Source organism: Streptomyces sp. NBC_00513 (assembly GCF_041431415.1).
In the GTDB taxonomy this organism is placed as follows: domain Bacteria; phylum Actinomycetota; class Actinomycetes; order Streptomycetales; family Streptomycetaceae; genus Streptomyces.
Genome location: NZ_CP107845.1, coordinates 3,149,484 through 3,162,917 on the forward strand (window position 1 = coordinate 3,149,484; position 13,434 = coordinate 3,162,917).

Below are 13,434 nucleotides of genomic sequence, written 5' to 3' on the forward strand. Positions count from 1 at the left end.
TGGACCGTGTCCCGCGGAGGGCCGGCCGGTGGCGCGGCGGTGAACAGCCCTCGACACTTGGACTAGACCCGTTACCATTCTGTGATGACATTTTGCCCCTTTGAAGGTGGTTGTTCATGGAGGGCGCTCCGCTATTCGGGCCGAAGCCTCGTCGTGAAGCTGAACCTGTCACCACGGTAGAGCGAACGCACACGCTCCAGGGGGGCGCCCCCCTGATCCTGCGAGAACCGGTGGATGAGCAGCATCGGAAGGGCCGGCGGGGTGCCGATCAGCAGGGCTTCGCGCGGTGTCGCGAGCACCGTCTCCAGCTTCTCGTCGGCGCCCCCGAACGTGATGCCGAGGCTGTCGCCGAGGTATCCGTAGAAGGAGGAGTCCGGCTTGAAATCGCTGTCCAACCGGGGCGCCCGCGCGACCCGGATGTACGTGCTCTCCAGGCCCACCCGCTCATCGTCCGCGAGGAGGACGCGCTCCAGGTGCCAGACCGGCTCGCCGACCTCGGCGCCGATGCCGCGGCACAGTTCGGCCGGGCACGGGAACTGCTCCAGGCCGATCAGGTTGCGGCCGGGGCGGCGGCCCTGACGGCGCACGCCCTCGGTGTAGCTCGCGAGGGAGAGGGGCTGCTCCAGCTTGGGCCCGGCGACGACGGTGCCGCGCCCCGAGCGCCGCAGGCGCCCCTCCAGCAGCAGCTCGCGCAGGGCCTGGCGCACCGTCTCCCGCGACACCTCGTACTGCTCGGCGAGATCACGTTCGGTGGGCAGCGTCCCGCCCTCCCCCAGCTCCTCGACGAGCACGGAGATGCGGGCCTTGACCGCGTAGTACTTGGGGATGCGGCCGTGCTCGGGGATCCCCGAGCGCACGGGCAGGCCGGGGCGGTGCGGCTGGTACCGGGTGTGTTCTTCCACCCTGGGACTCTACGTGGACCAGGTGTACGACGATCAGCGCGCGGCCCGCGCGCGCAGCCGCCGGGCCCCGAGCAGGAGGCCGCCGCCGGTGGCGAGGGCGACCGCGGAACCGACGGCGTACACCCATTCCCGGGGGCCGGTGTGCGCGAGTGCGCCCCCTTCGGCGGAGTCCTCGTCCCCCTCCACGAAGAACCGGTACCCGCCGGCCTCGCCGACCCAGTCCCCGTCGTCGGCCTTGCGCTGGACGAGGGCCGCGTCGGCGACCACCTCGCCGAGCGGGGCGTCGGGCGCGAAGGCCAGCTGCACCTTGACGGTGAGGGAGCCCCCGGCGCCGACGGAGAACCCGGAGAAGGCGTCCCCGCCGTCGAAGACGGCGATGATCTCGTCGCGGTCGGTGTGCTCCAGGGTGACGGGGTGGGGGCCGCCGGGGGCCTCGAACTCCATCCGGAGATCGGCGGGGCGCAGGGCGCGCGCCTTGTCGGTGAAGACGATCACGGGGTGGATGGCGGTGCACCGGTCGCCGGTGGTGTTGGTCAGGTCCAGGTACCAGGACTGCGCGTCGCCGCCGGTCCGGTAGACGGCCGGGCCGCCGCGGATCCGGGCCCCGATGGGAAAGGCGGTGCTCTTCCCGTCCCCGCAGGTGGCCTGCACCCGGGAGGGCAGCGCGGGCGCGGGGCGCGCTCCGCCGCCGTTGCCGACGTCGGCGGAGGCGGCGGGTGCGAGGGCGACGAGGAGGGCGGCGGAGAGGCAGGCGGAGAGCACGGCCGGGCGTACGGCCGACAGTACGGCCGGAAGCGGGGCGGGCAGTGCGGCCCGGAAGGGGGCGGGAAACGCGGCGGGGAGGGCAAGGGCTTTGCGCGTTCGCATGGAAGACCTTCGCAGCTCGCCGGACGGGGACGATGATCGGACCAGGCGACAATCACCCCGGCCCTGCTAGCACCTTTCCACGCGCGCGAGACCCCGAGCCGGCCGCCGCGCCCGGTCCGTCCCGGTTTACCCCCGATCGGCCCACGAGGTCAACCCCGGCCCCGGCGCTCCGTTCACCGGCCCAGCCCCCGCCCGAAGTACGGCCCCAGCACGAGTTCCGCCGCGCCCTCCGCGACACCGCCCGCCGCCACCGCGACGACCGTCGCGGGGAGCGCCTCGCGCCCGGCCAGCGCGGCCCGCACCCCCGTCAGGAACACCTCCGGGGCGGCGTCCACCACGCGCCCGCCCAGCAGGACCCGCTCCACGTCCAGCAGCGCCACCACGTTCGCGGCGCCCTCGCCCAGGATCCGCGCCGCCTCGGCGAGGTCGCCGCGGTCCACCGCGCCCAGGCAGAGCGCCTCCACGCACCCCCGACCCCCGCAGCGGCAGCGCGGCCCGTCCAGTTCCAGCACCTGGTGGCCGAACTCGCCGGCCGCCGAGCGCGCCCCCCGGTACACCTCGCCGGCCAGCCGCAGTCCCGCGCCCAGACCGGTCCCGACGTGCAGGTACACGGCGCCGCCCGGGTCGGGGCCGGTCACCGCCACCCCGGCGTTGGTGTCCTTGTCCACGACCACCGGCAACTGCGGCCCCAGCCGCTCCGTCAGGGCCGCCCGCAGCGCGAACCCCTCCCATTCGGGGAACCCCGTCACCGGTCCGAACACCCCGGTGCGCCAGTCGAGCGGACCCGGGGCGGCGACCCCCACGCCGAGCAGCGGCGGCGCCCCGGCGCCACCGGAGAGGCGCCCGATCGCGCGTGCCACCTCCTCCACGGCCGCCCGGGGCCCGGCCCCGAAGTCGAGGGGGCCGTGCGAGCGCTCGACGACGCCGCCCGCGAGGTCGACCCGTACGGCGCGCAGTTCGTCGCGGTCCAGGTGCACCCCGATCGCGTGCCGGGCCTCGGGGACCAGCCGCAGCAGGGTGCGCGGCTTGCCGCCGGTAGAGGCGCCGCGCCCGGCCTCCGCGACCAGTCCGTCCACGAGCAGCCGTACCGTGATCTTGCTGACGGCCTGGGGGGTGAGGCCGGTACGGGCGGCGAGTTCGGCGCGCCCGAGTCCGGCCGGGCCGGCTCCGCGCAACAGGTCCAGCAGCAGCGCCTCGTTGTGGCCGCGCAAGGCCGGCAGGTTGGCGCCGCCCCGGCTCGCCTCGTTGCCCTCATTGGGCTGATTGCCCCGGTTCACCCTGCCGACTCTCCTTGCACTTAGGCAACACTGTTGCCAAAGTATGCCCATGAACGCCACCTCCCCGCTCCGCGTCGGACTCATCGGCTACGGACTCGCCGGTTCCGTCTTCCACGCTCCGCTGGTGTCCGCCACCGAGGGGCTCGTCCTCGACACCGTCGTCACCTCCGACCCGGACCGTCAGGCCCAGGCCCGCGAGGCGCACCCGGGCATCCGGATCGCGGAGTCCCCCGACGCGCTCTGGTCCGGCGGCGCCGGCACCCCGCCCGTCGACCTGGTCGTGATCGCCGCCCCCAACAAGACGCACGTCACGCTCGCCACGGCCGCCCTCGACGCCGGCGTCCCGGTGGTCGTGGACAAGCCGCTCGCCGCGACCGCGGCCGAGGCCCGCGAACTCGCCGCCCTCGCCGACAGGACCGGCACCTTCCTGTCCGTCTTCCAGAACCGCCGCTGGGACAACGACTTCCTCACCGTGCGCCGGCTCATCGCGGACGGGGAGCTCGGCGAGGTCCAGCGCTTCGAGTCCCGGTTCGAGCGGTGGCGCCCGCAGCTCAAGGGCGGCTGGCGGGAGTCCGGCAGGCCCGAGGAGCTCGGCGGCCTGCTGTACGACCTCGGCAGCCACGTGGTCGACCAGGCGCTGGTGCTGTTCGGTCCGGCCGTGCGCGTCTACGCGGAGGCCGACGTGCGCCGCCGGGGCGCGGAGGCGGACGACGACACATTCATCGCGATCACCCACGCGGGCGGGGTCCGCTCCCACCTGTACGTCAGCGCGACCACCGCGCAGTTGGGGCCCCGGTTCCGGGTCCTCGGCTCGCGCGCGGGCTACGTGAAGTACGGCCTCGACCCGCAGGAGGCCGCACTGCGCGAGGGCCTGCGGCCGAGCACGGCCGAGGGCGTGTTGTGGGGCGAGGAGGAACCGCACCTGTGGGGGCGGCTGGGCTCCGGCGAGTCCCCGCTGACCGGCAGCGGGATCCCGGTGCCGACGGAGCACGGCGACTACCCGGCGTACTACGCGGCGGTCGTGGAGGCCCTTCGCACGGGCGGCCCCGCCCCGGTCACCGCCCGGGAGGCGGCCGACTGCCTGGCCGTCCTGGAGGCGGCCCGCCGGTCGTCGGACGAGGGCGTGACGGTGTCCCTGGAGCGGTGACGGACCGAGTGGCGCCCCCGGCGCGGTGACGGGGCGCGCCGACCGACGAAGGCGCGGGGGCGGCCCGCGCCGACCGGCGAAGGGGCGGGGGCGGGGCGCGCCGACCGGCGAAGGCGCGGGGGCGGGGCGCGCCGACCGGCGAAGGGGCGGGCCGCCCGACCGGCGACCCGCCCTCCCCCCGTGTGCCCGACCGGTCGGCCGGGCCCTTCCGAAGAGCGCCCTACGCGCCCTTGAACTCCTGGCGCTGCCGGCCGAGGCCCTCGATCTCCAGCTCCACGACGTCGCCCGCCCGCAGGTACGGCTTCGGTTCCGGCTGCCCCATGGCCACGCCGGCCGGCGTGCCGGTGACGATGACGTCGCCCGGGTACAGCGTCATGAAGCGGCTCAGGTACCGCACGACCTCGCCGACGGGGAAGATCTGGTCCGCCGTGTTGCCGTCCTGCCGCAGGACGCCGTTGACCCACAGCCGCACGTCCAACCGCTGCGGGTCGCCGACCTCGTCGGCCGTCACCAGCCACGGGCCGAGCGGGGTGAAGGTCTCGCAGTTCTTGCCCTTGTCCCAGGTGCCGCCGCGCTCGATCTGGAACTCGCGCTCGGAGACGTCGTTCACCAGCGTGTACCCGCCGACGTGGGCCAGGCCCTCCTCGGCGGAGTCCAGGTAGCGGGCGGTGGCGCCGATGACGACGCCGAGCTCCGCCTCCCAGTCGGTCTTCACGCTGCCGCGCGGGATCAGCACCGTGTCGTCCGGGCCGACCACGGTGTCCGCGGCCTTGAGGAACAGGATCGGCTCGGCCGGGGGTTCCGCGCCGACCTCGGCCGCGTGAGCGAAGTAGTTCAGGCCGATGCCCACGATCTTGCCGATGCGGCCGATCGGCGACCCGATCCGGAGCCCTTCGGCGTCGAGCACCGGCAGTTCCCCGGCCGCCGCCGCTTCCCGTACCCGGGACAGCACGGAGTCGTCGGCCAGCAGGGCGCCGTCCACATCCGTGATCAGGCCGGACAGGTCCCGCAGGGTTCCGTCCCGGTCGAGCAGCGCGGGGCGCTCCGACCCGACCGGTCCGACACGCAGCAGCTTCATGGGCATTCTCCCGTGGTCGTGGGTGGTCGGCCCATGGGCGTGCACGGGCCGGCCGATGGGTTGCGGCCATCGGAGGATTGGTTGATCCTCCAAGATGGATGACCGGTCCGCAAGACCCTGTTCACAGACTGGAACGCTTCACAGGCTGGAACGCTGCACTCCGTCGTCCTGCCGCTCCTTGCGGTGCTGGAGCCAGGCGCGTTCGGCGACGGTCCACGCGGTGGTGGTCAGCAGGTACAGCCCTGCGGCCAGCGGGACCACGGCGGCGGTGATCAGCGTCCCGAAGGACAGCAGGGGCAGCACGCCGCCGAGCTTGCGCATCATCGCCTGCTGTTCGGCCGTGACCTGCGGGAGCCCGGTCGCGGCGGCCGACGCACTCGCCTTGGCACCGGCCTTCGCGTGAGCGTTGCCCTTCGTGTGAGCGTTGCCCTTCCCCTTGGCACCGGCCGTCACGGCGACCCCCTTCGCGGTGGTCCCCCTCCCCGCGCCGACGGGCGGGGCGACCGGGACCGGCGGCGCGGCCGCGGCGGCCCGCCGTCCGCGTACCGCACTCCAGGCGGCCACCACCGCAATCGCCGCGAACAGTCCGAGGAACACCAGCCCCGGCGCCCCGAACACACCGCCCTCGCCGAGGGCGTCCGTCCACCGGTCCCCGAGCGGCGCGGCGAACAGTCGGTGGCCCAGCAGTTCGTTGGCCGCCCCGCTCACCTTCGCCGAGGAGAAGGCCTGGTACATCACGAAGAACACCGGCAGTTGCAGCAGCATCGGCAGGCACCCGGCCATCGGGGTCGCGCCCCGGAAAGCGGCCCGGCTGAGCGGGTGCAGGGCGAGCCGTACGAGCACGGTGAACAGCACGATCGCGGCGGCGGTCGCGGACTCGGCCAGTACCGGCTCCAGGAGCCGGCCCAGCTGGGCAACAAGATGAGTGAAAACGGACACGCGGGCCCTCCGAAGGGTCTCGTCGAACGTCGAAAGAGGTGCATTTCGGCGTGACGACCCGCGAGGGGCACAGCAGTGATCAGTGGTGGGACAAGGCGATCTGCGCGCCCCTACGCGGCCGTCGGGACGAGGCGGCCGGGCGCCCTGGGCCGCGACCGGCCGGAGGCGTCGGGATCGCGCTGCGGCAGGAACGCCGTACGGTGCTCGCGATCACGGATGGCGGTGCGTATGCGATGGGGCGGCACGGGCCGCACGAGGCTGGCGGCCAGGGCCGCTGCGCCCACGGCGACGGCGGCGGCCAGCGCGACCACCGCGGCGGCCAGGCCGTTCTCCCCGAGCAGCAGCCCGAGGAACCCGCCGAGCAGCAACAGGGTCATCACCAGCTGCGATCCCCGCGAGAACACCACGGAGGACAGGAGGGCGGAGAGGCGCGCGCCGAGGCGACCGGTGGAACGACCGACGGGTCGTCCGGCCATGGGGACCGCCTCCTCTCACGAACTCGCGTACGAGACCTGCTGCTCGCCCCGATGATAACCGCCCGCACCGACAACGGTCCCGGCCTCCGCCCCCGGATCTCCCCCGACCCCGGATCGCGCACCGACCCCGGATCGGGCACCGACCCCGGAATCGCGCGCAGGACCGCTCGTCCGCTCAGCGCCTCAGCGTCCCCCACACCACCAGCCGGTACCGGGACGTGTACTCGGGCGTGCAGGTCGTCAACGTGATGTAGGCGCCCGGCTCGGTGTAGCCCTGATCGGGTCGGACCGAACTGCGGGGCACGGGCGCGATCACCCCGGTGTCCCGCTCGGTGGTCTGCGCCAGGACCTTCCCCACGACGTACGTGTACCGCTCGCCCCGCACGTCGACGATCAGCTCGTCCCCCGCGCGCAGCCGGTTGATGTACCGGAAGGGTTCCCCGTGGGTGTTCCGGTGCCCGGCCAGCGCGAGGTTCCCCCGCGCGCCGGGAGCGGCCGTACCGGGGTAGTGCCCGGCGTATCCCTTGTCCAGCACGGCCCGCTTGTCGATCCCCTGCGCCACGGGCACCACGACGCCCAGGCGCGGGATGCGCAGGATCGCGTACGAGCCCTCCCGCGCCGGCGGCCCGTCGGCGCGGGAGGGCGCGCCGGCCGCGGCGGACCCGCCCGAGCCGGAGCCCGAACCGGTTCCCGGGCCCCCTTCCCCGCCCGTCCCCGGCTCGCCCTTCGACTCCGGGGCGGGTTCCGGGGCGTCCTCGGGGGCCGGCGCCGCCCCCTCTCCCGGGGGCGGGTCGGGCGTGGGGCGCGGGCGCCCGGCCGGCTCCTGGGCCCAGGATCGTTCCAGGGCGTGGACCTCGTCCCGCGCGGCGGCCAGGGCCTGCCTGTTCGTCCACCACACCTGGTGCACCACCAGCAACAACACCACCACGCCGGCCGTGACGATCAGCTCCGCCGCCGCCCACAGCGCCCCCGCGAGACCGGCCCGGCGCGCCCGCCGGCCGCTCCCCTGCACCACCACAGGTATGTGATCCCGCACGGGCGGCACCCTAAGTCCTCCCCCGTCAACTGACCATGGCCAGTACGGTGTGAACCATGCGCCCCGACACGCCTGCCGAGCACATCGCCGAAGCCGAGCGCCTCATCCGCACGGCGACCCGCTACCCCGAGGACCAGGAGCCCTTGCTCCTCCAGGCCGCGGCCCACCTCGAACTGGCCGACGCACGCGACCGGGCGAGCACGCTCTACGACCAACTCCTCGCCGGCGAGCCGGCCAACCCGCACCTCGTGAAGGCCCTCCAGGCCGCGAACCTGTGGGAGTACGGTCACGAGGCCGAGGCTCGCGCCCTCATCCAGGGGATCCGTGCCGCGGCTCCGGTCGATCCGGCCCCCTGGGAGGTCATCGCCGAAGCCCTGGAGGCCCACGACGAGTTGACCGCCTCGGAGGAGTGCTTCACCGAAGCCGCGAACCTCCTCATTTCGGACAGCACCCCTCTGACCCGGGCCACCACCGCCCTCATCACCGGCCGACACCGGGTCCGCCGGCTCCTCGGGCTTCCGCACGACGACTGGGACATGGTCGCCGACACCCGCCACATCGGGCCGATCCCGCTGGACGAGCTCCACGACCCGAAGCGCATCTGGGCCCTGGGCTCCGACGACCCGGCCGAGCTCCGCGCCGAGATCGCCCGCCTGCGCGCCGAGCTGGGTGACCGGCGGGCCGCCCTCTCCCGCCCCTTCCCGGTGGCCATCCTGCACTGGCCGCAACGGGAACTGGCCGAGCTCCTGACCAGCTATCCGACCCTCGCCGCCGAGTACCCCTCGCACGAGGCCCACCTGCGGGACATCGAGACATCCCTGCGCGCCCTGGCCGCCTCGGGGACCACCAACCTCGGAATCGTCACCGCGAGCGTGCCCGCGTACGAGGCCTTCGCGGCCTCGGAGAAGACCTCCCCGGCCTCTCCGAGCCTGCTCGTGGAGTTCGCCACGACCCTCGCCGCCCGCGGCAAGGCCACCCCGTGGCCCCCGTCGCGGACGGACTCCTGCTGGTGCGCCTCGGGCAAGCCGTACGCGGAGTGCCACGGCGGATAGGCCCCCGGGCGGGGCTCGCCCGACAGGCCGTCGAGGCGATGCCCCGCGACTACACTTGCCCCCCATGACCAGAATGCAGCCCCAGCCGTCCCGGCCTGGCCAGATCCGGGTCATGGACCTCTTCGCCGGGGCGGGCGGCTTTTCTGCTGGTTTCTCGCATTACACCCCTCGTTCGGGCGTGAACCCCTTCGCCTCGGTGGCGGCCGTCGAGTTCGACCCCGCCGCCGCGTCCACGTACGCGGCCAACTTCGGTGGGGCGCACGTCTACCCGGGCGACATCTCGGACTTCGACCCCACCCCGTTCAAGGGCGAGGTCGACGTGATCATGGGCGGGCCGCCCTGCCAGGGGTTCTCCGGACTGGGCAAGCAGAATCCGGACGACCCCCGCAACGAGCTGTGGCAGGAGTACGTCCGGGTCGTGGCCCGGGTCCACCCCAAGGTCTTCGTGATCGAGAACGTCGACCGGTTCCTGAGGTCCCCGCAGTTCGAGGACCTGCGGACGGCCTCGCAGACCCCGGGTCACCCGCTCTACGACTACACCGTGGTGCCCGCGCTGTTGAACGCCGCCGACTACGGGGTGCCGCAGGCCCGCCGGCGCGTGATCGTCATCTGCACGCGCAAGGACCTGGGTGAGACGTTGACCCACCCCGAGCCGACGCACGCGAAGCACGGCCACACGGGCGAGGTCGACGCCCCGCCGACGCTGCCGCGCTGGGAGCCGGTCTCGACGGTCTTCGAACGGTCGGCGAAGCGGCCCCTCCTCGACCGGATGCCGGATCCGCGCGGCGGCGAACCCGCCCTCGTGACCGGCGTACAGGGCCACCACCTCACCACGGACCTGCACTTCGGCCGCAGCCCGGAAGACCTCTCGCGCGCCAGGTACAAGGCGATCCCCGAGAACGGCAACCGCAAGGACCTCCGGGGCGTCCACTACCGCATCGACCGGTCGGGGAACATCCGCCTGTCCACCGAGGGGGCGGAATACAAGCGCCTCAAGGGGCCCGAGTTCTACCTCTCCACGGAGAGCTGGGACAACCACAACTCGGGTTCCGGGGACGTGATGGGGCGATTGCGGGCGCACACCCCGTCGGTCACCATCCGCACCGAGTTCTACAAGCCCGAGAAGGGCCGGTACCTCCACCCGACCGCGGACCGGCCCATCACCCACTACGAGGCCGCCCTCATCCAGGGGTTCCCCGAGGACTTCAAGTGGTACGGGACGAAGATCCAGATCGCCCGTCAGATCGGCAACGCCGTGCCCGTCGGACTCGGCACCGCGCTGGCCGGGGCCATCCACACCTTCCTCGCCCGCCACATGTGACCTGAGGTCACCCCGCGGGTGACCCGGCCGCCCCGCCCTCCTCGACACGGACATCACCGGCGGAGGCAGGGGCCTCACCGGCGACGGCGGGGGCCTCACCGGCGACGGTACGGGCATCAGCGGCGGCCGTACCGGCGACGACGGCGCGGGCGGCCGTACGAGCGGCGGCGCGGGCGGCGCGTTCGGCCCTCCGGCGCGCCACCACCTCGGCGACCCGGACCGCCGACTCGGCCGGCGGCTCGTGCTCCCACACCCGGAAGGCCAGCCAGCCCGCCTCCGCGAGCCGCGCGTCGGTGTCCCGGTCCCGAGCCTGGTTGCCCTCGATCTTCGCCCGCCAGAACTCCGCGTTGCGCCGGGGCCAGGTCGCGTGCTCCGGGCAGCCGTGCCAGAAACAGCCGTCCACGAAGACCGCGACGCGCGCCGGACCGAAGACGATGTCGGCCTCCCTGCGCACCCCCTTCACGGGGCGGCCGTGAACGCGGAACCGCAGTCCCGAGGCGTGCAGGGCCTTCCGCAGGGCCACCTCGATCTTGGTGTCCTTGCTCTTCTGCCGGCTCATGCGAGCGCGGACGTCGGGAGTGCTCTCCAGGGCTTCCACCCCTTCATTGTGGTGCCACGGGCAGTTCCAACTGGACGTGGCCCCGGGCCACGACCGTCGGTCGCGTCGGGCGGGCTCCCCCTCCGAGCGCGAGCAGGACGCGCAGGGCCGCCAGGACCTCCGCCGGGGCGTCCCGCACCATCGACGGGGTCACGCTCACCACCAGGACACCGTGGGCCTCCAGGCGCAGTCGGCGCCGGAGGGTGGCCTGCCAGGCGTCGCGGGTGAAGTGGTACTCGACCGAGTCGACCTCCAGGGCCACGCCCTCGTCGGGCCAGTAGGCGTCCGGGGAGGCCAGAAAGGCCCCTTCGGGGGTGTGGAGACGGGCGTTCCACAGGGGGGTGGGGAGGTCGCCGGCGGCCAGGGCCTCGCGGGCCCGTGCCTCGGCGACCGAGCGGACGCCCACCAGGAGTTCCGCGGCGGCCGCCCGGACGGCGGGGCGGGCCAGGAGGCGGGCGGAGCGAAGTTCGGCGTGCAGGTCCCGCGGGTGGCACCAGCCGGCCTGGACGACGTGGGCCAGTACGGAGCGGATGAGGTCGGGGTCCGTGGCGCGGGCCGCGAAATCGGCGGCGGCGCGCACCGGGCGGGTGCTCGGAACGCCGTGGACGGCGATGGTGCGCGGCCACCGGGTGGTGGGCAGCGGGCGGACCCCGCCGGTGGCGGCGACCCGGCGCGGGGCACGGATCAGGACGTCGGCGGGGGTGTCCGGGGCGTCGCGGACACCGAGGAGGGCGAGGGCCGCCCCGCCGGTGAGGGCGGCCGTGTCCCCCGTGAGCGGGTCGGCGGTGGGCTCGGCGGCGTACATCACGGCGGCGAGGGCGCGTTGCCGTCGGTCCGGGGGGCCGGTCTGGAGCAGGTGGACGCGGGGCAGCAGCCGCTGCCAGGGGCCTCCCGGCCGGCTCCGGGAGGTGATCGTCCCGGCGGGGACGCCGGCGGCGAGGAGCTGCCGGCGGGTGGCCAGGTCGTACCGGTGCCGGGTGGCCCGGGACGTGCCGGCGCCTTCCGCTGGGCGGGGCGGGCGGGCCGGGTGGGTCGGTGGGGTCGGGTGGGTCGGTGGGGCGGCGCCGCGCGGTGAGGGCGGTGGGGTCGCCCGGCTCGGCGAGGCGCGCGGCTCGGTGAGGTGGGATGGATCGGTGAGGTCGCGCGGCTCGGTGGAGGCGGTTGGTTCGGCGAGGTCGCCCGGCGCGGTGAGGGCGGTGGGGTCCCCCGGCTCGGCGAGGGCGCGCGGCCAGGTCGGCTCGGAGGGGTCGGGCGGGTCCGCTGCGTGGTGGTCATGGGGCGGACCTGCCCGGTGGCGGTGCGGCCCACCCCCGGGCCGGGTCGGGATCAGCGGTTCGGGTGGTCCGGGGCCAGGAAGACGACGACGCCGGTCTCGGTGCCGGGCAGCGCGGTGACCTCGTGCCAGCCCAGGCGCCGGTACGTCGCCACCGTGTCGTGGGCGAGCCGGGAGGTCAGCAGCCAGGCGCGCCGGTCGGGGGCGTCGGCGGTGATCTCGGTGAGCAGGTCGCGGCCGGTGCCGCGGCCGCGCGCGTGGGGGCGTACGGCGAGTTCGTCTATCTCCAGCGCGCCGGTGAGGAGTTCCTTGACCCGGGCCGGTCCGAGCTGGGCGGCGACCTGGGCGTACGCGCGGTTCTTGGGGAAGGCGTTCGGGGTGAGCCAGCCGGTGGCGAAGCCGTCGATGCCGGTCGCGGACTGGGCGAGGGCGGTACGGAAACCACGGCGCCGGGCGTCGGCCGGGAGGCGGGCCGCGAACAGGCGAATGGTTTCTTCATCCTCGTTCCACGGTGGGGCGGAGAAGACGTCGGCGTAGGCGTCGACCAGTTCGTCCGCGAGGTCGAGGACGGCCTGTCCGTAGCAGATCACGATGTCCGGGCTCCTGATGTCGAGGGTGGGGCGGTGGGGTGGCGGATCCCGCGGGCACAGACACCCGAGGGCTGTGGTGGGGAATCTCCCGTTTGTCTTGGGAGAGCGAATTTATGCGCTTCGGGTTGCCGGGACGGGCATCACGCGGATCAGGAGAGTGTGCGACAAATCCCCTCCCCGGTCTCCGTGTCGGGAAACCGGACGGCGCGTTGTCCAGCCGTGGACAGACTGTTTCGAGCGGCCGGCGGGTGCGCCCTGGCCTTCCTCCTCGTGCTCGGTTGCGTGGCGTTGCTGCCGCCTTCGGTGCAGGCCGCGGTGCCGGACTCGGTGATCGGCGGGATCGCGATGGTGTGCGGGGCGCTGGGCGCCCGTCGGATGGCCAGGCGCTCGCGTTAGCCTCGTCGGACAACCGTACGCATGGTTCCCCGGACTGCCGGACTGCCGGACTGCCGGACTGCCGGACTGAACGGACCGTGCGGGGCGACTACGTCAGAACGCGCAGAGGGAGTGGGACACATGGAGCGGGTACCGACCTCGTTGGTGGCGGCGGCCGGACTGGTGGGCGGCTACGCCGTGGCCCGGTGGACCGGGAAGCGCCCCCTGGGCGGGGTCGTCCTCGGCGCGGCCGGGATCGCCGCCGGCCGTGGCTGGCACCGGCGGGCCGGCGCGCCCGCCGCGGCCGGACTCGGGGCGCTGTACGTGGCCGGCTTCGCGGGCTCCCACCCCCTCGCCAAGAAGGTCGGCGCCTGGCCGGCCGTGTTCGGCGCGGCGGGCGTGGTCGCGGCGGCCGCCTGGGTCGTGGCCGACCGGGGCTGAGCCGCCCCCCTGAGCCCGGCCGGAGTGCGGGGCCCAGGACGGGGCCCAGGCCCGCCCCGGCA

15 protein-coding genes are annotated in these 13,434 nt (G+C 74.4%); 5 read left to right on the plus strand and 10 right to left on the minus strand.

Going from position 1 to position 13,434, the window contains the following annotated elements:
- Positions 1–131 precede the first annotated feature (131 nt).
- The 3 genes from OHA84_RS14620 to OHA84_RS14630 all read right to left on the minus strand — a co-directional run bounded on the left by OHA84_RS14620 (position 132) and on the right by OHA84_RS14630 (position 3,046).
- Entirely contained in the window at positions 132–902 is a 771-nt protein-coding gene (locus OHA84_RS14620) for a GntR family transcriptional regulator (protein ID WP_053684268.1), read from the minus strand.
- 33 nt (positions 903–935) lie between these two features.
- Positions 936–1,769 (minus strand): hypothetical protein, encoded by an 834-nt coding sequence (locus OHA84_RS14625; RefSeq protein ID WP_266971367.1) that lies wholly within the window; start codon positions 1,767–1,769, stop codon positions 936–938.
- Between the two features lie 173 nt (positions 1,770–1,942).
- Positions 1,943–3,046 carry an ROK family transcriptional regulator gene (locus tag OHA84_RS14630; protein WP_266971365.1) on the minus strand — a complete coding sequence of 368 codons (1,104 nt, stop codon included), beginning with the start codon at positions 3,044–3,046 and terminating at the stop codon, positions 1,943–1,945.
- Positions 3,047–3,095: 49 nt separating this feature from the next.
- Here OHA84_RS14630 and OHA84_RS14635 point away from each other — a divergent pair, with 49 nt between their 5' ends.
- Positions 3,096–4,193, plus strand: coding sequence for a Gfo/Idh/MocA family oxidoreductase (locus OHA84_RS14635; RefSeq protein WP_053684275.1), 1,098 nt, complete (start codon positions 3,096–3,098; stop codon positions 4,191–4,193).
- Between the two features lie 220 nt (positions 4,194–4,413).
- On the opposite strand, the gene OHA84_RS14640 is transcribed toward OHA84_RS14635, so the two are convergent.
- The 4 genes from OHA84_RS14640 to OHA84_RS14655 form a co-directional block, all read right to left on the minus strand.
- The gene (locus tag OHA84_RS14640; protein ID WP_266947592.1) at positions 4,414–5,271 is read right to left on the minus strand and encodes a fumarylacetoacetate hydrolase family protein; all 858 of its coding nucleotides are present in this window, start codon (positions 5,269–5,271) and stop codon (positions 4,414–4,416) included.
- Between the two features lie 138 nt (positions 5,272–5,409).
- A complete protein-coding gene (locus tag OHA84_RS14645) occupies positions 5,410–6,210 on the minus strand; it encodes a YidC/Oxa1 family membrane protein insertase (protein ID WP_266971363.1) in 801 nt (266 codons plus the stop codon).
- Between the two features lie 110 nt (positions 6,211–6,320).
- Positions 6,321–6,587 (minus strand): DUF6412 domain-containing protein, encoded by a 267-nt coding sequence (locus OHA84_RS14650; protein ID WP_053684295.1) that lies wholly within the window; start codon positions 6,585–6,587, stop codon positions 6,321–6,323.
- Positions 6,588–6,861: 274 nt separating this feature from the next.
- Positions 6,862–7,722: a class E sortase gene (locus OHA84_RS14655; RefSeq protein ID WP_266971362.1), complete on the minus strand. Its 861-nt coding sequence runs from the start codon at positions 7,720–7,722 to the stop codon at positions 6,862–6,864.
- A 56-nt stretch (positions 7,723–7,778) separates the two neighbouring features.
- Between OHA84_RS14655 and OHA84_RS14660 the strand changes: the two genes are divergently transcribed.
- Positions 7,779–8,774 carry an SEC-C metal-binding domain-containing protein gene (locus tag OHA84_RS14660; protein ID WP_053684282.1) on the plus strand — a complete coding sequence of 332 codons (996 nt, stop codon included), beginning with the start codon at positions 7,779–7,781 and terminating at the stop codon, positions 8,772–8,774.
- A 64-nt stretch (positions 8,775–8,838) separates the two neighbouring features.
- Entirely contained in the window at positions 8,839–10,095 is a 1,257-nt protein-coding gene (locus OHA84_RS14665; protein ID WP_266971360.1) for a DNA cytosine methyltransferase, read from the plus strand.
- A 7-nt stretch (positions 10,096–10,102) separates the two neighbouring features.
- Here the strand turns inward: OHA84_RS14665 and OHA84_RS14670 are convergent, their stop codons facing one another.
- From OHA84_RS14670 to OHA84_RS14680, 3 genes are all read right to left on the minus strand, one after another.
- Positions 10,103–10,693 carry a very short patch repair endonuclease gene (locus tag OHA84_RS14670; RefSeq protein ID WP_266971359.1) on the minus strand — a complete coding sequence of 197 codons (591 nt, stop codon included), beginning with the start codon at positions 10,691–10,693 and terminating at the stop codon, positions 10,103–10,105.
- A gap of 4 nt (positions 10,694–10,697) precedes the next feature.
- Positions 10,698–11,501, minus strand: a complete 804-nt coding sequence (locus tag OHA84_RS14675; protein WP_266971358.1) for a hypothetical protein — start codon at positions 11,499–11,501, stop codon at positions 10,698–10,700.
- Between the two features lie 518 nt (positions 11,502–12,019).
- Positions 12,020–12,556 (minus strand): GNAT family N-acetyltransferase, encoded by a 537-nt coding sequence (locus tag OHA84_RS14680; RefSeq protein ID WP_234350314.1) that lies wholly within the window; start codon positions 12,554–12,556, stop codon positions 12,020–12,022.
- A gap of 219 nt (positions 12,557–12,775) precedes the next feature.
- On the opposite strand from OHA84_RS14680, the gene OHA84_RS14685 reads away from it, so the two are divergent.
- A complete protein-coding gene (locus OHA84_RS14685) occupies positions 12,776–12,952 on the plus strand; it encodes a hypothetical protein (RefSeq protein ID WP_159041601.1) in 177 nt (58 codons plus the stop codon).
- Between the two features lie 120 nt (positions 12,953–13,072).
- Entirely contained in the window at positions 13,073–13,372 is a 300-nt protein-coding gene (locus tag OHA84_RS14690) for a hypothetical protein (protein WP_053683112.1), read from the plus strand.
- The last annotated feature ends 62 nt before the right edge of the window (positions 13,373–13,434 follow it).